The sequence below is a fragment of the Psychrobacter sp. TB67 genome (assembly GCF_000511065.1).
Taxonomy (GTDB): domain Bacteria; phylum Pseudomonadota; class Gammaproteobacteria; order Pseudomonadales; family Moraxellaceae; genus Psychrobacter; species Psychrobacter okhotskensis.
The window spans coordinates 85,266-108,779 of the sequence record NZ_AYYA01000055.1 but is presented as its reverse complement, the minus strand read 5'-3'; the positions used below and the strand labels follow the sequence as shown (position 1 = coordinate 108,779).

Annotated in this window: 17 protein-coding genes; 11 read left to right on the top strand and 6 right to left on the bottom strand. The window is 44.7% G+C overall.

From position 1 onward, the window contains the following. Positions 1-56 precede the first annotated feature (56 nt). From W293_RS0110110 to W293_RS0110100, 3 genes are all read left to right on the top strand, one after another. Entirely contained in the window at positions 57-878 is an 822-nt protein-coding gene (locus W293_RS0110110; RefSeq protein ID WP_025652315.1) for a YbjN domain-containing protein, read from the top strand. Between the two features lie 219 nt (positions 879-1,097). Further along, positions 1,098-2,012, top strand: a complete 915-nt coding sequence (locus W293_RS0110105) for a histone deacetylase (RefSeq protein WP_025652314.1) — start codon at positions 1,098-1,100, stop codon at positions 2,010-2,012. 70 nt (positions 2,013-2,082) lie between these two features. After that, complete coding sequence (locus W293_RS0110100) at positions 2,083-2,289, top strand: DUF2905 domain-containing protein (protein WP_025652313.1); 207 nt, start codon at positions 2,083-2,085, stop codon at positions 2,287-2,289. Between the two features lie 82 nt (positions 2,290-2,371). Here W293_RS0110100 and W293_RS0110095 read toward each other — a convergent pair whose 3' ends face one another. Both W293_RS0110095 and coaBC read right to left on the bottom strand, forming a co-directional pair. Next, positions 2,372-3,151, bottom strand: a complete 780-nt coding sequence (locus tag W293_RS0110095) for a sulfite exporter TauE/SafE family protein (protein WP_037025369.1) — start codon at positions 3,149-3,151, stop codon at positions 2,372-2,374. Between the two features lie 49 nt (positions 3,152-3,200). Further along, a complete protein-coding gene (coaBC, locus tag W293_RS0110090; protein ID WP_025652311.1) occupies positions 3,201-4,586 on the bottom strand; it encodes a bifunctional phosphopantothenoylcysteine decarboxylase/phosphopantothenate--cysteine ligase CoaBC in 1,386 nt (461 codons plus the stop codon). 128 nt (positions 4,587-4,714) lie between these two features. On the opposite strand from coaBC, the gene radC reads away from it, so the two are divergent. The 3 genes from radC to W293_RS0110070 all read left to right on the top strand — a co-directional run bounded on the left by radC (position 4,715) and on the right by W293_RS0110070 (position 10,982). After that, complete coding sequence (radC, locus tag W293_RS0110085) at positions 4,715-5,398, top strand: RadC family protein (protein ID WP_025652310.1); 684 nt, start codon at positions 4,715-4,717, stop codon at positions 5,396-5,398. A 762-nt stretch (positions 5,399-6,160) separates the two neighbouring features. Beyond that, a complete protein-coding gene (locus tag W293_RS0110080; protein ID WP_025652309.1) occupies positions 6,161-9,067 on the top strand; it encodes an acyl-CoA dehydrogenase in 2,907 nt (968 codons plus the stop codon). Positions 9,068-9,608: 541 nt separating this feature from the next. Next, positions 9,609-10,982 carry a dicarboxylate/amino acid:cation symporter gene (locus W293_RS0110070; protein ID WP_025652308.1) on the top strand — a complete coding sequence of 458 codons (1,374 nt, stop codon included), beginning with the start codon at positions 9,609-9,611 and terminating at the stop codon, positions 10,980-10,982. A 211-nt stretch (positions 10,983-11,193) separates the two neighbouring features. Here the strand turns inward: W293_RS0110070 and W293_RS0110065 are convergent, their stop codons facing one another. Next, positions 11,194-11,949 carry a TSUP family transporter gene (locus W293_RS0110065; protein WP_025652307.1) on the bottom strand — a complete coding sequence of 252 codons (756 nt, stop codon included), beginning with the start codon at positions 11,947-11,949 and terminating at the stop codon, positions 11,194-11,196. A 517-nt stretch (positions 11,950-12,466) separates the two neighbouring features. On the opposite strand from W293_RS0110065, the gene nhaA reads away from it, so the two are divergent. Together nhaA and W293_RS0110055 are read left to right on the top strand one after the other, a co-directional pair. Continuing rightward, the gene (gene nhaA / locus W293_RS0110060) at positions 12,467-13,666 is read left to right on the top strand and encodes a Na+/H+ antiporter NhaA (RefSeq protein ID WP_025652306.1); all 1,200 of its coding nucleotides are present in this window, start codon (positions 12,467-12,469) and stop codon (positions 13,664-13,666) included. 72 nt (positions 13,667-13,738) lie between these two features. After that, complete coding sequence (locus W293_RS0110055; RefSeq protein WP_025652305.1) at positions 13,739-15,079, top strand: oxygenase MpaB family protein; 1,341 nt, start codon at positions 13,739-13,741, stop codon at positions 15,077-15,079. Positions 15,080-15,189: 110 nt separating this feature from the next. On the opposite strand, the gene W293_RS0110050 is transcribed toward W293_RS0110055, so the two are convergent. Continuing rightward, on the bottom strand, positions 15,190-15,942 hold the full coding sequence (locus tag W293_RS0110050) for an NUDIX hydrolase (RefSeq protein ID WP_037025361.1): 753 nt from the start codon (positions 15,940-15,942) through the stop codon (positions 15,190-15,192). 519 nt (positions 15,943-16,461) lie between these two features. Between W293_RS0110050 and W293_RS0110045 the strand changes: the two genes are divergently transcribed. Beyond that, positions 16,462-17,025: an NUDIX hydrolase gene (locus W293_RS0110045; RefSeq protein ID WP_025652303.1), complete on the top strand. Its 564-nt coding sequence runs from the start codon at positions 16,462-16,464 to the stop codon at positions 17,023-17,025. Between the two features lie 121 nt (positions 17,026-17,146). Here W293_RS0110045 and W293_RS0110040 read toward each other — a convergent pair whose 3' ends face one another. Then, positions 17,147-20,224: an insulinase family protein gene (locus tag W293_RS0110040; RefSeq protein ID WP_025652302.1), complete on the bottom strand. Its 3,078-nt coding sequence runs from the start codon at positions 20,222-20,224 to the stop codon at positions 17,147-17,149. A 298-nt stretch (positions 20,225-20,522) separates the two neighbouring features. On the opposite strand from W293_RS0110040, the gene W293_RS0110035 reads away from it, so the two are divergent. Beyond that, positions 20,523-20,990 carry a universal stress protein gene (locus W293_RS0110035; RefSeq protein ID WP_025652301.1) on the top strand — a complete coding sequence of 156 codons (468 nt, stop codon included), beginning with the start codon at positions 20,523-20,525 and terminating at the stop codon, positions 20,988-20,990. Positions 20,991-21,110: 120 nt separating this feature from the next. Here the strand turns inward: W293_RS0110035 and W293_RS16355 are convergent, their stop codons facing one another. Further along, a complete protein-coding gene (locus W293_RS16355) occupies positions 21,111-22,040 on the bottom strand; it encodes a LysR substrate-binding domain-containing protein (protein WP_037025358.1) in 930 nt (309 codons plus the stop codon). Between the two features lie 187 nt (positions 22,041-22,227). On the opposite strand from W293_RS16355, the gene W293_RS0110025 reads away from it, so the two are divergent. Next, positions 22,228-23,310 (top strand): YeiH family protein, encoded by a 1,083-nt coding sequence (locus W293_RS0110025; RefSeq protein ID WP_025652300.1) that lies wholly within the window; start codon positions 22,228-22,230, stop codon positions 23,308-23,310. The last annotated feature ends 204 nt before the right edge of the window (positions 23,311-23,514 follow it).

The following is a 23,514-nucleotide window of genomic DNA, read 5'->3' as shown; positions in this document are numbered from 1 at the left end:
TTTTTGCTTATCGGTCATTTTTTAATATCATCCATTTATATATCAACACAATACCTATGAGTCAACGTAATAAACTCAGCTTGTGGCAAAAACTCAAACGGCTACTGACTGCTTCAGCACCGCAGTCTATTATCCATGGCGCAAAAATGCCAACACAGGCAGCAGCGGCTGACGATGATATTGATCTTGATATGATGCAGGCAGGAATCTCGAGCGCCAATACTCGTAATAGCGATGAGGCAAATACGGCTGACTCTACTGGCAGTTTGACCAGTCACCGTGATAATAATCATGATAGCGAGCGCTCGCAAGCTCAAGCGAATTTGCAAGCATCGCAGCAAGAAACCAATGAAACGCCCATCGTCGACTGTCTAAAACAGTACTTTAGTAATAATCAGTGGCAATATACCTATTATCGACCCAGAAGCAGTGACAGTCAGCAATCGCATCACTTATCCTTAAGAATGCGGCATAAACAACTGAACTGTGGCTACCTATTTCGGGTGCAAGAGAAAAACAAGCTGCTAGCGGTCTATGGAATTTTGCCATTTTTAATACCAGAGAGTCATCAAAGTGCAGCGATGTTACTGATTACTCAAATCAATTATGACATGCTGATTGGCAATCTAGAAATGGATATCAACGATGGCGAGATACGCTACAAGCATGCCATCGATGTCGAAACTATTGGTATTAATGACGAAATCATCGAACATTTACTACAAAGTGTCATTGCCATGACCACGGTAGCGAATGAGCTGTTTAGTGATTTACTCAATAACCAATATCCCGCTGAAGATATGCAAACGTTATTAACAGAGCTGCGTCAACAATCCGACTCACGCACCTTCTTTTTGCCGACTCAGTTTGTCCAATAAAGATGCTTAAGTTAAAAAGTAGTTTATTTAAGAAAATCTCTTAACTTACAAAAGCCCTTTAATTTAGAAAGTCTATTAACTTAAAAAAGCCTTTTAACTTAAAGAGTTTAGCAAAATATAAATCAGTCATTCGTCTATTTTCTACCCCTTTATCACGCTTAATAAAAAACCTTCTAAAAACACCTTATCACCTCTTAAATACCGACACACTTAAACATTATGCTAAAAATTGCTTACTCCGACGTCTTTCGTTATTCCGTACCTGACAAGCATCGTTTTCCCATGCAAAAATATACGATGATTCCTGAGCGCTTATTGGCTGAAGGCACTATCAGTACCGATAGTTTCTTTGCGCCTGCGCGATTAAGCGAAGAGGAGATTTTGACCACTCATACGGCAGACTATTGGTATAAACTTAAAACCCAAACCTTACCGCGCAAGGAAGCACGCCCTATCGGCTTTGAGATGACTGAAGCTTTAGTCGATCGTGGTCGTCATATTGCCCATGCGACTTATGAATGTGCGCTTTATGCTCAGCAATATGGCGTGGCGATGAATGTCGCCGGCGGTACGCACCATGCATTTGCCGATCATGGCGAGGGCTTTTGCGTGTTTAATGATGTTTGTATCGCGAGTAATTTATTATTAAATCGTGGACAGGCGCAAAAGATTTTGGTGGTCGATTTAGACGTCCATCAGGGCAATGGCAATGCTAGTATTATGGCAAATGAGCCACGGGTTTTTGTGTTTAGTATGCATGGCGCCAAGAACTATCCATTTCGCAAAGAACTATCTGACCTAGATATTGAACTTGCCAACGATACTGGTGATGCTGAGTATTTACAGATATTAGAGGACACGCTACCGCGCTTAATTAGCGACGTTGCACCAGATATGATCTTTTATCAGTCTGCGGTCGATGTACTGGCGACCGATAAACTGGGTAAGCTTGGATTGACACAAGCTGGTTGCAAGGCGCGTGATGAATATGTGTTACGTCAAGCAAAAGCCGCCAACATCCCCGTTGCCATCGTCATGGGTGGTGGCTATTCAGAAGATATTGAAGATGTGGTTGAAGCGCACTGTAATACTTTTCGAGTGGCGCAGCAGCTTTATTTTGGTAAGGCGGTTTAAATAGTGACTTTGTCGCATATCGATGCTTAAGACAAAATGAAAAAACGTCAGAAAGTTAGCGAGGTTTTATATGGCAAAAATATTGATTGGTATAGGCACTGTGTTCATTGTTATCGGAATCATTTGGCTGGTGTTTCCCAGTGCGTTTTCGTGGATAGGCAACATGCCAGGAGATATTAAACACAAATCAGGCAATACACGCGTGTATTTTCCGGTCGTTACCATGATAGTGATTAGCATCGTCGCTACCATCTTACTGAATTTGTTTAATCGTTAAATCACCAGCGCAAATATGAGTGACGACATGCCAAGCATACCTTTGACCTAAAATCTAAAACTTAACTAACACCGCAAACTGCTTAGATTGATAAAAATGCCGTAACTCCTTGCCAACCCACGCGCAGCCCAAGTACGGTCAAAATTAATAAAATAAGCTGACGAAAACGTGCTTGTGGTAAATAACGACGTAAGCGGATACCAACTAAAAGGGCGACAATAGATAAAACACTCAGCAAAGTAATCAGCTGCCATTCACCACTACTCAGCGCCATGATAGGCTCACGCAATACAATGATTTGGGCGATTTTACCCAAGAAATAGCACATATTGCCGACTTTGGCGACGGTGTTTTTATCATCGCTGGCAGACAGTAGATACATCATCAATATGGTCGACATTGCATTGGTCGCGCCGCCAATGATACCAGCACTCAGTCCAACGATAATCAGCACAGGCTTGGTAGCAGGTAGCCGAATTTGCTTGCCGAGTAGCGCACTGATCACATAAAAGCCAATGACAGCCGCCAATACCAATAAAATATAAGCGCTATCGACCCATAGCAAGAGCTTCGCGCCCACAATACTACCGAGCAGGCTAGTTAAAGCGAGCAGCCAATAACGCCTGCCGTAATAGATAAAGTTTTGCCAAATAGTGCGACCACCACCCGCCAGCCAAGTCATTGCATTAAGCAATAATGACGGGAATATCACCAATACAATGGCGTGTGGCAACGGATAGATGCTGGCAAGCGCAGTGGTGGTCACCAAGGTCACACCCAGACCGCTAATCCCGTGCAGCAATGATGCCAGCGCAAAAATCACAATCAGCAATAACGTCTGGGTGCTATCGCTATCTATCATATTTGCCACCAGTATTTAGTGTCTAATAGCGACATTAGCGAAAGCATAACTAGGGCGTGTCTTGTGCATTGTGACGCTGCCAGATAGCTTTACCAATAATACTGGCCAACTGCTCAGCTATTTTATCTTTGCTTGCTTTCTCTAGCGTTACTGCTTCATTCTTATAGCGCTCAGAGAAAAACACTTGCATCGCATTGTCATCACTGGCAAAACCAATATCTGCACGCGACACGTCATTACAAGCAATCAAATCTAGATCTTTAGATATCAGTTTACCGCGAGCATAGCGCTCGACATCTTGCGTTTCTGCCGCAAAGCCGACGACAAATAGCGCTGGATGGGCAAGCGAAATGGTTGCTAAAATATCAGGATTTTTGACCAAGCTCAGCGTCATGGCATCTTGGGTTTTTTTAATTTTTTGCGGGGCAGCCTCTTCAGTACGATAATCAGCAACCGCCGCCGTCGAAATAAAGACATCTGCGACTCTCACGCTATCATTGGTAACCATGGCATCAACATCGTGCTCATCGCTGCAATCACAGTCACCGTGGTGATGAGCATGATGATCTTCGTGTGAGTGTTCGTGTGAATGATCATGCTCATCTTCAGAGATATACTGTAGCGCACTATGCGTACCTTCCACACATTGCTGTGCGACAATCAGCATCTCTTGCGCGGACAACACATCAATACGGGTGACATTAAGCGGTGTGGGCAGTGCTACTTTACCACCCGCAATCAAAACCACGTCTGCACCAGCGGCCACGCAAGCACGCGCTAAAGCAAAACCCATTTTACCGGTAGAGTGATTGGACAAATAGCGTACCGGATCAATCGCTTCGACAGTTGGTCCAGCAGTAATCACCACTCTTTTACCTGCCAATAATTGCGGCGTGGTTTGCATGGCATTAAATAACAACACCTCAGCCAATAACTGCTCAGGTTCGGGCAATCGCCCTGCCCCCACATCACCGCAGGCTTGTTCACCACTGGCGGGCTGTATAATTTGGTAATTCATATCACTTAAGGTTTGGACGTTCAGATTCACCGCTGGATGCGCCCACATTTGCTGGTTCATCGCTGGAGCAATAATGACTGGTGCCGTCGTTGCTAGGCACACGGTCGTCAACAGATCGTCTGCCATGCCCATTGCCAGACGCGCCAGTGTATTGGCAGACGCTGGCGCAATGACGATTAAGTCCGCCCATTTGGCCAATTCAATATGACCCATCCCCGCCTCGGCTTGCTCATCCAGCAAAGAGGTATGCACCTCATTACCTGTCAAAGCCTGCAGCGTCAGCGGTGTGATAAAGGCCTGTGCGCCTGTGGTCATAATGACACGCACATCAAAGCCTGCCTTGATGAGCAGACGGGCAAAGATAGCGGATTTATAAGCGGCGATACCGCCGGTGATAGCGAGCACAATATTGGACATAAGCGTGGCATCAATAAAAAAGTTGAAAGATAAAATTGCGCTTATAGTAACAATTATGAGATAAGTTGGGTAAGGTTTTCCGCATTTATATCATATATCTAGCATTCATCCCCCATTAAGGAGTGACAATGGCGATTAAAGACTGGCATGAAGATGATCGACCTCGAGAAAAACTGCTGAAATTTGGCGCCGCTCACTTAACGGATGCTGAAATATTAGCGATATTCTTACGCACTGGCACCCAGTCGCAGTCGGCAATCGAGCTGGCGCGTCATTTGATCGATGAGTTCGGTAGTCTTGCCGAGCTATTGGCAGCGCCGGCACAGACCGTGCTTGCTTGTCATGGTATCGGTCCTGCCAAGTACGCACAGATACTGGCGTCGCTTGAGATGGGTACGCGTTATTTAGACAGTAAGCTAAAGACAGGGCAAGCGCTTGGGCGCTCACAAGTCGTCAAGGACTATATCAGCACCCAATTGCGCGGTGAGCATCGTGAAGTCTTTGCCGTCCTTTGCTTAGACAATGCGCTAAATCTGCTAAACTTTGAAATACTGTTTACTGGTGGCATCTCGTCGTGCTCGGTCTGTATCAAGCACGTACTCCGTCACGCGTTGAGTCACGCTGCTGGTCAATTAATCGTCGCGCACAATCATCCGCATACTGATGCGACTCCTTCAACGGCAGATAACCTATTGACCTACGAGCTAAAAAAAGCCTGTGATTTGATAGATTTATCCTTGGTAGACCACATCATCGTTGGACGTAATGAAACATTATCTTATGCCGAAAGCTGCTTAGCGCCCTTCGGTTAGTCGAAAATATAATTAGTTCTATAGTCGGTTCAAGATAATTCAGGTACAAAAAAGGCGAGTAAAGATTTATAGGCCATCATTCAAGCGAGATTAACACCGTAATGCTTTGAGAATGGAGCTCCAGTTGTGTTAAACCAATTATAGCGCTGGTTTATTGACGATATATCTAGGGCGTGTCCTCATTTTAAAAATGATCATAAAAATGAGATAAATTGCCCTCAAACGAGGAAAATAGCGCAAATAATATCGGGATATTAATCAGCAATTTGACGATGTTTGGCAAAATTTAGCCATTTTTAGCCCATGTAGATACAATCGCTTGAATTGAGGACACGCCCTAGTAGTTGATACATATTATCGACACAGAATAGCATTTTCGCTATTGATAGTTATCATTAACTATTTCATATTGGTAGCTAACTTTCGCTCAGTTATTTATATTTTGATTCATTAGTTTTTGTAGAGCATCAAACGTATATTTCTAATGGTCAGCAATGCTTGTTTTATCCTACTTTTTTTTGACTCAAGAACAGTGCTTTGAGTCGAAATGATGTTGTGATAGACGTTTATAAGTTTGTTTACCAATAGGTTTTTAGTTTTTAATAGCATGGTTATATAATTAATGACATTGTTTGTTTTAAAAGGGTTTTGATTTCCCGTTAATTGATTTAAACCCCTGATCTTAAATAAGATGCTTTCTCAATATAATTTTTTTCTGAGTTTTACCCCATTTTCCAGTTAGGTTTTACCAAGGAGACAGTCATGGCAGTTGGCTTATTTATTTTGGCAGTAATCATACAGTTAGCCACGGTTTTGGCCATATTTTTGCTGTCTTTATCGCGCGTCACTGGTAGTATAGTCGCCATTATTGCTGTGGTCGTGACCGCTATTATCAGTCCATGGTCGCTCATTTTGGGCATACCGATATTGCTATTGTGTCTGGTGCTGCTTGTCGCGCCTCTGCGTCAGTCACTGCTGACCAAGCCTGTTTACAAGGCACTTGCGGGTGCCATGCCTAGCATGAGTGATACGGAACGTGAAGCCCTAGATGCTGGTACTAGCTGGTGGGAAAAAGAGCTGTTTATGGGTGCACCGAACTGGGATACCTTTGCCAATTATCCCTATCCACAGCTCTCTGCAGAAGAACAAAGCTTTATCGATAATGAGGTAGAGACGCTGTGCGCCATGATTGATGAATGGAAAATCCATCATGATGATAAAGAGCTGTCTCCTAAAGCATGGAAATTCATTAAAGAAAACGGTTTCTTAGGATTAATCATTCCGAAAGAGTACGGAGGTCTTGAATTTACCTCTTATGCACAAAGTCGGGTGATGAGTAAAATCGCCTCACGTTCGCCGACCGCTGCTGTGACCTGTATGGTCCCGAACTCGCTCGGCCCTGGTGAGCTGCTCATGCATTATGGTACGGATGCGCAAAAACAGCGTTGGTTACCCGGTTTAGCCAAAGGCGAAGAAGTGCCTTGTTTTGGTCTGACTGGCCCCGAAGCAGGTTCTGATGCTGGCGCGATTCCTGATACTGGTGTGGTGTGCTACGGAACTCACGAAGGCAAGCAAATGCTTGGTTTGCGCATGAATTTTTCTAAGCGTTGGATTACCTTGGCCCCTATCGCTACCGTGGTTGGCTTGGCCTTCAAAATGCACGATCCTGAAGGTTTGCTTGGTGACCCCAATAAGACCGATTATGGCATTACTTGTGCGTTGGTTCCTGCCAGCCACGAAGGGGTCATCACAGGACCTCGTCATAACCCCATCGGCTCGCCATTTATGAATGGTACTGTCGATGGTACAGACGTCTTTATCCCGTTGGATTACATCATCGGTGGCGTTGAAAACGCTGGACGCGGTTGGCGCATGCTGATGGAATGTTTGGGTGTGGGCCGCGGTATCTCCTTACCAGCGTTATCTACCTCAGCCAGTGAGATGACTTATCTGTCTGTTGGCGCGTTTGCCAAGGTTCGTGAACAGTTCAAAATCTCAGTCGGTAAATTTGAAGGCGTGCAAGACGCTACGAGTCGTATGGCCAGTAATACTTATATGCTAGAAGCCTTTCGCCACTTAGTTACCTGTGGTCTTAACCAAGGTGGTACGCCATCAGTAATGACTGCAATGGCAAAATACTATGCGACAGAAACCATGCGTAGTGTGGTCAATGATGGTATGGATGTCGTTGGTGGGCGTGCTGTGCAGATGGGTCCACGTAACTTTTTGGCCATTCCTTATCAGTCCATTCCGGTATCTATTACCGTAGAAGGCGCGAACATATTGACGCGTTCATTGATGATATTTGGTCAAGGGGCTATGCGTTGTCACCCGTATCTATTTGACGAATTACAACTTCTACAGAGCGAAGACAAAGAATCGGCGCTCAAAGAATTTGATACGTTGTTCTTTAAACATTTAGGCTATACCTTTAATCGCGGGGCAAAAGCCTTTATCGCAGGTTATGTCGGTGGTAGCAACGATGCGCCAAGCTTTGTCGATGACTTTACTCGCCCTTATTACAAACATATCAACCGCTTAAGTGCCAGCTTTGCCTTAACAGCAGATATGGCATTAGGATTATTGGCAGGTGACTTGAAGCGCAAAGAGATGCTCTCTGGCCGTTTGGCAGATATTCATGGTCATTTATTCATTGCGACGGCTATCTTGCAGTTTTATGAGCATGGCAGCAAATCAGAAGCCGAACGTTTACATGCCGAGGTCGCGCTACAGAATAGCCTCTATACCATTCAAGAAGCCTTTGTTTCTTTCTTTGCCAACTTCCCGAATCGTATGGCGGCTGGTGTTGTGAGCTTTGTGACATTCCCAAGTGGTCGTATCTTTACCCCAGCGAGCGATGAGTTAAAAACCAAACTGGGTGATGTCTTTATGGATGATCATGAAGCCAACCCGTTCCGTGATTACCTCAAAACCATGGTCTATTATAATACCTTACCTGATGATGTCAGCGGTCGTATGGAGCACGCTTATCAGACGCTACTTGAAGTCGAACCATTGTGGCAGAAGTTCAAAAAAGCGGAGCATAAAGACAGCTTCGAAGGCTTGACGTTCGAAGATCATGTGGTCAATGCTAGTCAAAGCGGTGATATCACTGAAGAAGAAGCGGAGCAACTGATTAGATATAATGGTCTACGCTTCGATTCATTATTGACAGATGTGTTCGATGAGCATCTTGAGGTAGCACAAGAGCGTGAAAACCCTCATAGCTTAGAAAATGCTGTGCACAAGCTGACTGATTATGCGCAACTAAAAAATGATGCCCAAGCAAGAAATGGCACAGCGACCAATAATACGGTTGCAGCGGCGGATACTCAAGAGCAAACGGGCGATGCCAATCCTGATCACGGCTATGAAAGTGATGGCGATGTAAAAATGGTAGATGAGCAAAATACTGTCGAAGAAATACGCGGGCAAGCGGATTTTGATGAGTCTAATCCAGAGGCAGAAGCGCTAGATCCTCGTTATCGTGACGCCGAGTCGACTCTGAATCAGCGTATGAGCTACAATCATAGCCTTGATAAAGCAGACTCTGATTTGCCTAATCATTCAGACTTAACCTCGACCGAGACAATAGCCGAAAGAGCCGAGGAAGCCAAGGACAGTAAATGGCAAGATGGTCTCCGTCGTGATGAAAACGATAAAGCTTAAATGGTAATCAAAGAGACTTATGTTTAAAGGGGCTTATGTTTAAAAAGACTAAGGTTGAAAAAAACTAAGGCCCAAAGAAACTAATGGGCGCTAAACGTCACTTAAAAATACTGACAAGCAACTATTTATAATCAGTATGGCTTATACCTACTAATCTCACTTAACCTTGAACGTTAAATTGCTATTTAAATCAACCATATCACTTAAAAAAGCGAGACTGTCTACTTCAGACGGTCTCGCTTTTTTTACCTCAAATAATGGCCAATTATATTCATAAAAATCCATACAAATCTTCTTAACTTTGCGTCTTTTTGAGCACAAAAGAATAAATGGAACGGAAAAAATCGCTAATGTCACGTTATTTAAATCATAAAAAAATCTTGCAGTACCCTTAACAATTATTTTATATTGTCAAAAAGTCTGACACCAAGTAACAAATTAATATAGACGTAACAATATCAGGCGTTGAGACAACAATCATAAATGTATTGATTTATTGCCGTACTGACTACTGAGCGTTGCATATAAAAGGATAGAGGTTATGTGGAAAAATATGGGACTAACGGGCAAGATTATTGTTGCCATGATACTCGGTATCGTACTGGGTTTACTTATAAACTATTCAGGGCTAAACGCTGAAGGCAGTTTTGTTAATACGTACATTACCAATGGCTTCCTTGCCATTATCGGTAAACTGTTCGTGAATTCGCTCAAAATGTTGGTTGTACCTTTGGTGTTAATCTCACTGATTTGCGGAGTTTGCGGGATTGGTGACATCCGTTTGCTGGGTCGTATTGGTACCAAAACCTTTATGATCTATATGATGACGACAGCATTAGCCATTGCGACAGCCATTGGGCTGGGTATCGTATTTGGCATTGGTAAAGGCATGAATGTCGAGACCGCAGCAGAATTTGAAGCAGCCTCTGCGCCACCTCTGCTTGATGTATTCTCCAATATTATCCCATCTAACCCCATCAGTGCGATGGCAAATGGCGATATGCTATCCATCATCTTTTTTGCCGTCCTAATCGGTATTAGTATCTTAATGGTTGGTAAGCCTGCTAAAGGGTTGGTAAAAAGTTTAGAATTGATCAACGAAGTCATCTTGAAGATGGTGACTATCATTATGAATCTTGCACCATATGGTGTCTTTGCGCTATTGACCAAAGCCATGGCTGAGCTCGGCTTAGACTTAATTTGGTCATTGCTTGGTTACGTTGCGGTATTGGTTGGCTCACTGGCTTTCCATTTCTTTATTACCATGATGATTGTCCTCAAGTTATTTTCAGGCTTATCGGTCAAAACCTTTTTGGCAAAAATGCGCGAAGTTCAGATTTTTGCGTTTAGTACCTCAAGCTCGAATGCGACGATTCCGATTACCTTACGTACTGTGACCAAGCGTATGGGGGTTAATAACTCTGTCGCGTCGTTTACCGTTCCTTTTGGCGCTACCATCAACATGGATGGTACGGCTATCATGCAAGGAACGGCGACCATTTTCATTGCCAATATTTATGGTATTGATTTGGGTGTGACCGAATATCTGACAGTTATCTTAATGTCAGTATTGGCCTCGATCGGTACGGCTGGCGTACCGGGTGTTGGCTTGATTATGCTGTCCATGGTATTTGCTCAGGTGGGCTTACCTATCGAAGGTATTGGTCTTATCTTAGGCGTGGATCGTATTCTTGATATGCTTCGTACCGCAGTGAACGTCGGCGGTGATGCAGCGGTGACCGCTATTGTAGCAAAGTCAGAAAACAAAATGGACGTTGCAATTTATAACGATCCTGATGCGGGTGCCAAAGACGTGTTTGATGGTCATATCGATGAAGACAACGAGCGCGAGTTCTCAAATGTCTTTAGCGATGGCATTATGGGTAGTGAATACGATGACGTCGATCGTCGCTAACCATAATTAACCATAGTCAATCTCATAACAATTGGATAAGGTGTCAGGCTCGCTTAGTCTACTACTTGTAGTACTTTCACCCACCTTCCTTGTATCTACATCAGATTGAACCGACTCTATAAAATTTGAATGCTTATTCAAATAAAAAACCTCAGTCAAATTGGCTGAGGTTTTTTTTGGTATAGTCTAAAGCATGTTTACATCAAGGAAACTAGCCAAGTACGTATTTGGTTACCATGGCTAAGCAGACCAACACAATCATCGGACGAATCAGCTTACTACCGCCTTTGACGACCATATGCGAGCCAAAATAAGCGCCGATCGTCTGTCCCACCATCATTGCCAGCCCTACTTTCCACAAGACATTGCCGCCCAAAATAAAGAAAATCAGCGAGCCAATATTGGTCGATAAGTTCAAAACTTTCGCCGCGCCTGTTGCTTCGATGATCTGACGCCCACGCAGTGCTACATTACCTAACGCAAAGAACATGCCGGTGCCCGGACCGATATAACCATCGTAAAAACCAATTAAGGGTGCAACGACTTTTTGCCATTTGCCTTCTGAGATGCGCGGTGCCGCTTCTACTTCGCCAAGCCTAGGTGCAAACAAGGTATAGATACCGATCGCGGCAATTAAGAAAGGAATGAGCTTTTCGAGCAAGTCAGGCGGTGACATCTGTACGGCGATAGTCCCAATAACCGAACCGATAAAAGCCGCAATAATGGCGACTTTGATACGTTGAGGCTTGACGACCCCTTTTCTAATCATGGTGATGGACGCAGCCAATGCGCCTGAAGCCGCTTGTAGCTTATTGGTACCTAGCGTGAGCACTGGCGGAATATTCGCCAGTAGCATGGCTGGGATAGTCAATAAGCCACCGCCACCTGCGATAGCATCAATAAAGCCTGCCAACGCTGCCACAGCAGTGAGCATTAAAATAATCTCTAACGAGAGGGATAAGTCCATGACGCCGACCTTCAACATTGAGGATAAAAAGAGAAACAAACTTTAGAAAACAATCTGTAGAAAACAACCCTAAAAATAAAAGTGAAATCGAGAGTAAGAACACCGCAATCAAACAGGCAAAAAGCGCCTAAATAACCGCGTGCGCAAGAGCATCTGTGTGCACGTAATGCCACTCATTATAGAGATAAAAGACTAAAAAAAGCCAAAAACGTAACAAAGTCTGCTAGATTTGTCTAACAGGTTACTGAAATCTTTAAGAATAATATTTTATTGACAGCAGATTTTATAGCTTATTTCCGTCCTGCCTTTCACCATATTGCTGTTATTCCACTGTCATTTCGCTATTATTGCGAGCGTAAGATAGTTTTATGGTTTCAGTTTGACGGATTTTGTTGTCTATCTGAATGAGATTATGAGAAACTGTTAGCATCTAGCTGCGCCAGCGTCAAAGTTGCCAGTATAGACACTTGAGGTTATTGAATTATTTAGCAAATTGTATTTAGTAAATGAGGATGATATGGCAATAAAAAGAATCAAAGCATTTTTCGAATTTGAGGCAGCAGGCGGTATCGTCTTAGCATTGGCTGCCATTGCTGCAATGATCATTGCCAATACACCTCTCAACGTTTGGTACGAGGCTTTTATTCACGCCCCCGTATCCATTCGCATTGGCGACTTTGGCATTGCTAAGGATGCGCATCATTGGATCAACGATGGTCTGATGGCGATTTTCTTTTTCTTAGTCGGGCTTGAGCTCAAGCGTGAAGTCTTGATTGGTGAACTCTCTAACGTTAAGCAAATTATCCTGCCCGCTGGAGCGGCGCTGGGCGGCATGATTATGCCCGCCATTGTCTATCTGCTCTTTAACTATAATGAACCTGATTTTTGGAAAGGCTGGGCAATCCCTGCCGCGACGGACATTGCTTTTGCTTTGGGTATCTTAAGTCTTTTGGGCAATCGCGTTCCTAACTCATTAAAAGTGTTCTTGGTCTCTATTGCTATTTTTGATGATATTGGCGCCATTTTAATCATCGCTTTATTTTATACCAGTGACTTGTCATTGGGCTCTTTAGCCGTCGCTGGTTTATGCCTGCCGTTTTTATACCTCCTCAATCGTCGCAACGTGACGAGCATCACCCCATATCTACTCATCGGTGTGATTATGTGGATTGCGGTACTCAAATCTGGTATTCATGCGACGTTGGCAGGTGTAGTGTTGGCTCTATTTATTCCAATGTTTGATCGTACTGATCCTGAGCATTCGCCATTAGAAGAGCTGGAGCATGATCTACAAAATACCGTCTCTTTTGGTATCTTGCCGTTGTTTGCCTTTGCCAACGCGGGTATCTCGCTGAAGGGTGCAGGCTTCGCTGAACTGTTCCACTCGGTACCGCTGGGTATCGCTGCTGGTCTCTTCATCGGTAAGCAGTTAGGAGTTATGATTATGTGCTGGTTAATCTTTAAACTTGGCATCTCAACCATGCCACGAGGCATGAACTTTAAACAAATCTATGGTGCCGCCTTACTATGTGGGGTTGGTTTTACCATGAGTTTATTCATCGGTGGCTTAGCATTCGCAGGCGACACTCCATTATTTGATGAGCGTTTAGGTATTATCATGGGGTCAATTGTTTCTGGTATCGCCGGTTACATGATGCTCAAAGCAACGCTAAAAGAAGACATCAACAGCACTTCGGTAGATTTGACCCGTCATTAATACGATTGACGGGCAATAAGGGAATCGATAAGTAACAGATGCAAGCGATAGAGGATGGGTGTAGAGACAAATATGGACAAAAAGTACAATGGTTTGAATTCAGACACCCATCGTCAGTCGGCATCTTCTTACCAGCGTCATGGTCGTACTACTGCTATCGACGATCATAGCGACTTACAGGTTTTAAAGCGCATCAAGCGTTATTTATTACCAAAGGACTTTGTAATCTCGCAAGATTTATTAGACGAGATAGTGGCAGGCTACGATATTGGCGATCCGTTGGCAGATACTTTAGCCGCTGATGGCATTCGTTTTGCCAAACCTTTACAGCAATTCATTATTAATGATCGCAGTGCAAAATTTGATACCAATCTGATAGATAACCCTGCGTTTAACGCCTTAACTGAGCAATTCAGTGGCCATCCTGCTTGGTTCGATCCCAAGCTTGCGCACATTGGGGCAGTCGCCTATCGCCGTTATCCATTGATGCTGATTTGGCTATTACGCAACGTCGCGCTGATGGCAGGCTATAGTATCCCTGCCCTCTCCTTGCCACTCATTCAGACCGGCGCTTTGATGCACGATGCGCTGCCGCGTTTGATGCGTACCTATGCTTATATCTTAGCCGTCTCTGAACATCCACAAGTCACTGCGCACATAGCTAACGGCCGCAAGCCTATCGACCAAGTACTAGCGATTGGCTCTGAAGGCTGGCGGCAATCTATTCAGGTGCGGCAAATTCATACATTGGTACGGCAGAATTTATTAAAAGGTAAAGGCAATGCTGCTAAGGGCGTCATACCGAGTGCCGATCAGCATCATAACCCCGATGGCAGCTGGAATACGATTTATTGGGGTCTGCCCATCAACCAGACCGATATGATCGCCACCCATTTGCAGTTTTCGTTGTTGATAATGCGCGGCCTACGACTACTGGGCGCACGCATCAGTCCCGAGGAGGCGGAAGGTATTTTACATTTATGGAATCTTGCGAGTTACTGGATGGGGGTGGATTTAGAGCGCTTGCCAACAGATGAAGCAGCGTGCTGGGAGTGGTTATATACCTATTTATCCATTCAACAGCTTGACTTTAAGATGGGACAACCACTAGCAAAAGCCTTGCACGATTTGCCTCGTCAGCTGATGGGTGAAGACAATCGTCGCGGGCGCTTCGTCGAGATGGTCAATGCCAGCGTGACTCGCACTCTAGTCGGCGATGATATCGGTGATGGCTTAGATTTGCCCAAATCAAAGATACGCTTTGGCGTCTTATCTTCGGTGCCGATTCTCTTTGCTCTTGACACTGCCAGACAGCACAATCAAGCCGTAGCGCATAAGTTAGAAGCCTTCCGTGCCAAACGCCAAGACAATATGAATTGGTGGCTTAAGAAAAACGATGACTATTATAAGTAGTCATTAGAATAGGTGAAAGCATTATCAATCGCCTCGACACTCATTATAATCAATCTATAACGGATAGGTTTACTCATGGTTTTGGGTGAGAAGTTATCAGCCGCTCATTCTTACTGCCTTACGTTTTGCGCTTGTTCATTTTGGATACGGTAGTACCATTCCAATTGTCGATCAAACCCCGTTTCTAACAAACTGGCGATGACGCGTCCTGTCAACCCCCAAACCGTCTCACCATCCACTTGCCAGCTGGGCGTAAGGATGGTCGCAGTCTCCTCTTGCATCGTATACTCTATCGCATACTCTACTGTCGGCTGTGTGAGCAGCGCTTCAAAATCTGCCCAAAAGATGCGCGATATCTCACCCATCTCAGGCACCAATACCAGACCCGGCGCAATGAGCGCCACAATAGGACGGACACTCATGCCGCTTTTGGAGGTTTGGATAGGCAGTTGACCGAGCAGCTGGACTTTGTTTGGTGGTAGCGCCGTCTCCTCGCAAGCTTCACGCAGCGCGGTGATGACGTTATTGCCATCGCCTATTTCATACTTGCCACCAGCACAGGATACTTCGCCAGCGTGACTGTTCATATGAGCTGCACGGCGCGTCAATAGCAGCTTAGGATGACGCTCATGAGTGATAGCAACCAAGACTGAGGCATCAGCTATCGGTGTCTGATACAGGCTGTCTAAGATACGAGCACTGCGCGAGGTATTTTGAGAGTTGTACATCGCTGGACTGGTCACCGCGTTTAAAGTTTCATGCTGCACCCGTTCTGCCAACTGTCTCAGCGTCGGATGACGAATAAAAGTGGGTACAGCGACTGACAATTCACTAAAAGGTGCAGACTGCTTGGGGGTTGCCATTATAATTGCCTTGTATTTTTATCGGTATAAAGCCTTGTCACCATATCCTAAAATCGCTACGGTACTGCTGATATCGATATTACTTCTCACTGACTATATTTGACGATGTTTAGCAAAATTTAGCCATTTTTAGCCCATTTAGGTACAATCGCTTGAATTGAGGACACGCCCTAACTAAAAACCTAAAATAATCTCTGAATCTAGATTAGCGCAATCGCCTGTCAACTGCATGCTATTTATGTGACTGCTTATTTGTATCATCAGAATTGCTTGAGGCCGTTTGGTTAATAGAATTATGCAATGTCACTACAAGTGAAATGATGCGTTACTGTTATCATCATTCTGTGCCACGAAAATGTGTGCTATCTTAAGGTAATAACGATTATTTATAGCACTCTTGTGGAATGACGCTTAACCTTGAGTATAATCAATCCACCATGATATCGATACAAACAAACTGAGTGCTAGCAATTACATTACACCCCCATCCTTTCTCATCATAATAACAAGGCAGTTTATATGCGCTATTGTCTACAATGTGGCCACGAGGCTGAACGTAAAATACCGGCCACTGATAATATACCGCGTTTGGTCTGCCCGAATTGCGGCTACATTCACTACGAAAACCCAAAAGTCATCTGTGGCTCATTGGTCGTGCATAAGCAACGTGTGCTGCTATGTCGCCGCGCAATTGAGCCACAATATGGCTTATGGACGCTGCCCGCAGGCTTTATGGAAAATGGTGAAACAATGGCGGAAGGTGCTGCGCGTGAGAGCTTTGAAGAAGCGGAAGCGGTGGTCACCAATCCGCACTTATATTGTTTATATGACATCCCTGATATCGGGCAAATCTATAGCATCTATATCACCGAGTTAAAAGACGGCGCTTACGGTATTGGCTCTGAAAGTCTGGACTGCGCTTTGTTCGCCGAAGAAGACATTCCGTGGGATAAGCTTGCCTTTGAAGCCGTGCGCCGCACTTTAAAAAGTTATTTTGCCGACCGTCAGCAATACGATAACCATGAGAACTTTCCCATTCATCAAGAGTTGATTGGCAAAGACCAAGCCATTAAGCGTTATTAATACAGCTTTTAAAAATACTTACCGGCAATAAAAACCGCCGCTTTCAATATAAATATTGAAGGCGGCGGTTTTTTTATACAGTCAATAATTTGCTATGACTGATTTCACGATAAGTCAAAAACTAGCTTTTAATCTTACAAACCTTAAAGCCAAGCTCTTTCACTTGCTCTTCTTTATCATAAGGTGCTAATACTGCACGAACATGATCCTTTCCTTGCAAATATTGCTTAGCCACACGTTGTATGTCAGCAACTGTCACGGCCAATATGGCTGCACGCATTTTACGTTGCCAGTCTGCACCGCGATTATGCAAATCAGCAAAACAAGCTTTGATAGCTTCACCTGCTGGAGAGCCTGGTTTATCCATACCTGAGATAATACCTAAGATGGCTTCTTCCAACTGCTCATCGGTTTGCGGCTCATTTAATAACCATTCGATACTGGCATCAAAATGCGCAAAGGTTTCAGCACACTGCGGATCGCGGTAGCTAAAGAACTTAAAGGCGCAAGCATTGGCATCGTAGCCTGCACCGCCACCATAAGCACCGCCGCGCTCACGGATAGCACTATGCAAGTAACCATTACGCAGATAAGGCGCTAATACCATCAAGGCAGCGGTATCAGGATGGTCGGCTGCTGGCACGGTATATGCGCTAGCATTATGATAGACGTTGGTCGGAACTAGCCACGCCAAATCTTCAACATCGAGCGCCACACCACTTTCTAGTGCTTTGACCGCGTCTGTCTCGCCATTTAACGCCGCATCAAGTTGCAACTCGGCAAACTCGCTTGGGATATTGTCTTCAATACCCGCATCAGAGTTTGTGATTTTTTCCGCAATCTTTGGCGCTTGGCTGTCTTTCCAGCTATCAACGATTAAGTTACTTAAGCGTTCGGTTTGCTCGGCTTCACAGATAATAACGGCGTGCTTAGGTAAACTGATTAAACGTTGATGTAAATCCATCAAGCTGGTTGCCAATTTATCCCACTGTGCATCATCAGTACTGGCATGGGTTAAGAAGTCTTTTAGCGCGTTTAGTGCTGGCAGACCGCTGCGCACATATTCTAACTGTGCTTGGCGACTCATGCCGCGACTGGCAGTTTGCATCGCATAAGAATGCCCTGAACCGGCAAGGTTTGATTGCCAACCTGCTTGACGCTGCTGCAAAATCTCTTTAATACGGTCATGCTCACTAAAGACGCTGTGCTCCATGACTTCTTTTAGCAAGTCAATGGCCTCAGGCTTGCGATTCAACGCGCGCGTTGCCACAACAAAATAGCTGCTAATCGCTTGGCTGTCATCGATATTAGTGCGCTGACTGATACGTGCCGTCACCCCTGATGAATGCGCCGCTTGCTTGGCTTGCATTTCATGAGCGCTTAGCGAATCGGTACCGAGCTCAGATAATAAGCTTAAGTAAATAGGCAACAATGGATGATTAATCACTTCATTAACCGGTAGCACGCTGGTATCCTGATTACCAATCGCATCGGTCAACGGCACAATCACTTGATAATAATACAAGCCATTGGTACCCGCTTCATATTCAAATAAGGTGCTCTCTTGCCCGCTTAAATTCACTTGTTTTTGCGTGCCTTGCTTAAAGCTGATATCGGTCGGGACATCTTCTAAGCCAACTTTTGGCAATAGGCTTAAATCATCAGGTGCTGCTTGGCGCGCTGCCAAATCTAAAGCCTGTTGTTTTAAGATAGCTTTATCATCAGCGGTCAAATCCATCGCAATGGTATCAAGACGGGTTTGCTCAGCTGCTGCAAGGCGGGCAGTTTTTTCGCTGTCAGGCGTCATAGTGACACGGACACGATGCTGATTATCGAGTAAATGAGTCTTGATTAAATTCGGTAACCACTGCGCATCTTTTACTTGCTCACGTAGCCACTGCAAATGCTCGTCAACTTCCCAGACGTCGATAGGGTTGCCATCATGAATCGCCGTGCTAAAGCCTTCTAGCATGAGATTCAAACCATACGGCATGCTATCACCACCGATATGGCGCTGATCAATCTCAATTTGATGCAAAATGGTTTCAATGGTTTCATCATCAATCGGTTTGCTCGCGACCTGTTTAAGCAAATCAATAATCCCCTGCTCTACCGCTTCGGCATGCTCAGGGTTTGAACCACGCAGACCGGTATAAAAGACCATTTCATAATGACTGTCGTCGAGTCCCAATAGCGGACTTGGCGCTTTACCAAGTGGATGGCTATCCAAATACGCGCGCAATGGCGAGCCAGCATGCTCAACCAGTACGCCCTCTAGTAGACGCAGTGCTAAACGCTGCTTTGGATCGGTAATTGATGGCAATAACCACGCCACCACATGATGGGTTTGGTCAGGACCGGCTTCGTCAGCGGTATAAGTATCGACCGCGCTAATCGGTGCAGACAGACGTTTTTCTGGACGCGATACATGTTTTTTGCCGGCTTCAAATTGAATCAAGGCATCTTCATGAATTTTCGCTTGCGTTTGGGCAACTGGAATATTACCAAAGCTCATAATCACACTGTTTGATGGGTGATTATGGCTTTGATGAAATTCAACCAGCTCATGATGGGTCAAGTCAGGAATATCAGCAGGATCGCCGCCTGAATTATAATGATAGGTCGTCGTTGGGAACAAATGATGGGCGACCGTATGATAGAGCTGGTCAATCTCACCACTCATCGCGCCTTTCATCTCATTAAAGACGATACCTTTAAACTGCGGCTTATCATTTTCGTCTAACTCGACACGAATGCCTTCTTGGGCAAAATCAAGCGGATGAATATTAGGGAAAAATGACGCATCAAGATAAACGGCAAGTAAGTTAAAGTAGTCGTTCTTATTTTGCGTGGCATACGGATACGCCGTCCAATCGGCAGCCGTCATCGCATTCATAAACGTGTTCAATGAGCGTTTAATCATCGAAAAAAATGGGTCACGGACAGGGAATTTCTCAGAGCCACATAAAGCCACGTGCTCTAAAATATGCGCCTCACCTTTTGAATCCATTGGCTGAGTGCGAAAGCCGACCAAAAAGGCATTTTCATCACTCGGGTGTGCCAAATGGTAATGCATGGCCCCAGTCTTAACATGCTGACTGATCAGCACATCCATCGATAGCGCCTCAATGTGGCGATGCTCAATCAGCTCAAACGCTGGATGTAGCGTTAAATCTACAGTAAATGGCGTGTCAGTCATAGTTGTCCTTATAGCTTATTAGGTAAATAGCACCCTGCAATTCAGGGTAAATAGAATGGTCAAAAGGTGTGATGTATTGGTTTTTATAGTGGCAAACGCTAGTCATGAAAACAATTGGTCTAGCGCTAATAGATGGGGTTGGCAGATTGAGAAGTCAAGACAGTGACAGCAGAAAGAACAGTGCTGATACTACAACTAGGAAGCACGACACCGCAACCGTTTAAAAGTACGCCGACATTACTTAACAGCAGCCATCAGTAGTGCTATAGTTAAGACTACTTGCTACGAGGAGCACCTCATGAGTTACCAACATATTTTACTGGTCACCGACTTGTTATCTGATGCCGACACAGTGGCACAAAAAGCCAAACAGATCGTCGATAACCGCCCCGGTTCTAAGCTATCTGTACTGCACATTGTCAAAGACACCATGGTCGGTTTTGGTTATGAGTTGGTGCCCGCATCAAGCTTATATGACCAGATTGACGATGAGCGCTGCCAAGAGGCACGAGCCAAATTGGCACAATTCTTAGAGCGCAATGGCTTAACTGCCGTTAATGCCGAGGTAACCACCGCCATCTCTAGTAGCGAAGGTATCGTCAACTATTGCCATAAGCATGACGTTGATCTTCTGGTCATCGGTCGCCATGAGCGTCATGGTATCGTCGCATGGCTCAGCGGTGCCACAGCAGATAATATTTTGCCAAACGTCCCCTGTGACAGTTTAGTCGTTAGACTTGACAAGCCCGTATCAAAACGCAGCTAACCTGAACCCAAATATCGTTTTGATAAATGGTTTGTATAAGTTGATAAAAAGCGCATCGGTGAGCAATCTACGGGGCGCTTTTTTTAGCTCATTCATTTTAGCCCTAACTTATTTATTATCCTATTCAATAATATCAATAAAGGTCTGCCAAATCGGGCTTTGATGGCGGGCTTTGTGCCAAACTAGCCACCATGTGCGTGACAAATCGATACCGGCTATTTTTACTTGTACCAACTTCCCTGCTGCTAGCTCTGCCTCGATAACGTGTTGTGACAGACAGCCAAGCCCAATATCGGCACTAACCATACGCTTGATGGCCTCTGACTGTTGAATAGCCATGACCACTTTTGGATCGGGTAAGTGCTTTAGTAACTGCTCATCGATAATCTGCCGTGTCCCCGAACCTGCCTCCCTTACCAATAAAGGTAGCTGTGCCAATTGCTCGATCGTCAACAAATAACAATGCTCGTCCTTGTCATAGTTGACCAATCCTGCCAACCATTTGCTATGGTGTTTAGCAAATACCATCAAGGTATCGGTGCGCCACTCTCGCTGCTCGATGACTTTTATATCAGTCGGACGCGGCATGCCTTCGACCACAGCAATATCGATGTTTAATTGCTCAACCTCGCTGACCACCTCTTGCGTATTAGCAATGTAGACATCGACATTGGCATCCGGTAGCACCTCATATAGCTTGGCAAGTAGCGGCGGCAATACATAGTTGCCGATGGTGGTACTCGCACCAATATGAATCTGTCCTGCTTGATATTTATGATAATGCTCTAGCGTTAATGATTGCCCCAAGATCGCTTGCGCTTGTACATACACGGGATGGGCGTTGGGATGTTGGTTAAGCCTGCGCCCGACCCGTTCAAACAAGGGCATTTGCAACCTTGACTCGAGCTCAGTCAACGCGCTACTCACCGCAGACTGTGATAGATGCATCTCTTCACTGGCACGGCTGGTGCTACCTGTCTGATAAATACTAACAAATACCGCCAATTGCTTGAGGGTAATTTTCGGTAGCGTCTGCATGGGCTTTTTCATAATCTTTCTAACATCCTATACAAACTATAAATTTAAAAAATCACTTAATATTAAAAACCAATTATTAACCTACTTTTTCGATAGCTTGTATCTTATTAATCTGTTTTTATTATAAATCAGCTTGGCTTATACTGTCTATTCATAAGCTTATGCTTATTTTGATTATCAATAATAGGATGCGTACGCTATGCACGCTTTTGCCCAATCAGTGAATCATTATGTTCCAAACAACCGACATTTGGCAGGGTTGTTTGTCGTGCTGAGCGGTAGTGTATTTTGTCTATGGTTAAATACGAGTCTGGCGACGTGGTCGAACGGACGCATCGTTGGTTTGTCTTCCTTAACATTGGCCATTTTGCTTGGTATGCTATTGGGCAATACCATTTATCCTCATTTAGCTGAGCGCTTGAATGCGGGAGTATGCTTTGCCAAAGGGCAAATTCTACGCCTCGCTATTATGTTTTATGGCTTTAAGTTGACGATGACCCAAGTGGCCAGTGTCGGTATGCCAGCGGTGATGGCTGATGCCTTGGTGCTAACATCGACATTTTTGCTCACTTATTGGCTGGGTACAAAATGGTTAAAGATCGATCAGCAAACCACTTTATTGATTGGCTCAGGTGCTAGTATCTGCGGAGCCGCGGCGGTGATTGCAGCTGAACCAGTTGTCAAAGCTGAAGCCCATAAAGTAACGATTGCTATCGCGACGGTGGTAGTCTTTGGCACGATTGCCATGCTGCTCTACCCTTTCCTCTATCATCTTGGCTGGTTACAACCTTGGCTGAGTGCCCAACAATACGGTATCTATACCGGCTCAACCATTCATGAGGTGGCACAAGTCGTGGTAGCCGGTAATGCGATCAGTACTGACGTTGGTAATACTGCGGTGGTTTCCAAAATGATTCGGGTGATGATGCTTGCGCCATTCTTACTGGTACTATCTTTTGCCTTAACCAAAGGCGCGGGCAAAAATCCTGAAAAACAAACCCTACTTATGCGTGCCAAACAGGTCAAAGTACCTTGGTTCGCTTTTATTTTTATTCTTATTGTGGTATTGCACACGTGGGTGCCAATGACTCAGAATTTTGAGCGTAGTATGGTTATGCTAGATGACGTCTTGCTGACCATGGCTATGTTTGCATTGGGACTCACCACCCACCTAGGCGCTATCAAGCAAGCTGGCGTAAAACCTCTTATCTTGGGTGCCATTATGTTTGCTTGGCTTATTCTTGGCGGCGGACTTATTAATATAGGGATTGCTTCACTCTAAAACAGTTACTGACTAAACACCAAAACCAAAAATGCCTACGACTATCATCACAATCGTAGGCATTTTTACTCTAAAACCTTGCTTAATGTCTTATTATCAAAGCATTTATCATAAGTCATAGGCGATAAACATAAACAATAGACGAAAAAAAACGAACCCGAAGGTTCGCTTTTTTTTCATCTTGCTCTAGTTGTCTATAAAGAC

Coding starts and splice junctions, on each gene's coding strand:
- nhaA (WP_025652306.1), top strand. CDS start 12,467: ATGGCAATAAAAAGAATCAAAGCATTTTTCGAATTTGAGGCAGCAGGC.
- W293_RS16355 (WP_037025358.1), bottom strand. CDS start 22,040: ATGAAAAAGCCCATGCAGACGCTACCGAAAATTACCCTCAAGCAATTG.
- W293_RS0110100 (WP_025652313.1), top strand. CDS start 2,083: ATGGCAAAAATATTGATTGGTATAGGCACTGTGTTCATTGTTATCGGA.
- W293_RS0110080 (WP_025652309.1), top strand. CDS start 6,161: ATGGCAGTTGGCTTATTTATTTTGGCAGTAATCATACAGTTAGCCACG.
- W293_RS0110105 (WP_025652314.1), top strand. CDS start 1,098: ATGCTAAAAATTGCTTACTCCGACGTCTTTCGTTATTCCGTACCTGAC.
- W293_RS0110040 (WP_025652302.1), bottom strand. CDS start 20,224: ATGACTGACACGCCATTTACTGTAGATTTAACGCTACATCCAGCGTTT.
- W293_RS0110070 (WP_025652308.1), top strand. CDS start 9,609: ATGTGGAAAAATATGGGACTAACGGGCAAGATTATTGTTGCCATGATA.
- W293_RS0110110 (WP_025652315.1), top strand. CDS start 57: ATGAGTCAACGTAATAAACTCAGCTTGTGGCAAAAACTCAAACGGCTA.
- W293_RS0110025 (WP_025652300.1), top strand. CDS start 22,228: ATGCACGCTTTTGCCCAATCAGTGAATCATTATGTTCCAAACAACCGA.
- W293_RS0110095 (WP_037025369.1), bottom strand. CDS start 3,151: ATGATAGATAGCGATAGCACCCAGACGTTATTGCTGATTGTGATTTTT.
- W293_RS0110035 (WP_025652301.1), top strand. CDS start 20,523: ATGAGTTACCAACATATTTTACTGGTCACCGACTTGTTATCTGATGCC.
- W293_RS0110045 (WP_025652303.1), top strand. CDS start 16,462: ATGCGCTATTGTCTACAATGTGGCCACGAGGCTGAACGTAAAATACCG.
- coaBC (WP_025652311.1), bottom strand. CDS start 4,586: ATGTCCAATATTGTGCTCGCTATCACCGGCGGTATCGCCGCTTATAAA.
- W293_RS0110055 (WP_025652305.1), top strand. CDS start 13,739: ATGGACAAAAAGTACAATGGTTTGAATTCAGACACCCATCGTCAGTCG.
- W293_RS0110050 (WP_037025361.1), bottom strand. CDS start 15,942: ATGGCAACCCCCAAGCAGTCTGCACCTTTTAGTGAATTGTCAGTCGCT.
- radC (WP_025652310.1), top strand. CDS start 4,715: ATGGCGATTAAAGACTGGCATGAAGATGATCGACCTCGAGAAAAACTG.
- W293_RS0110065 (WP_025652307.1), bottom strand. CDS start 11,949: ATGGACTTATCCCTCTCGTTAGAGATTATTTTAATGCTCACTGCTGTG.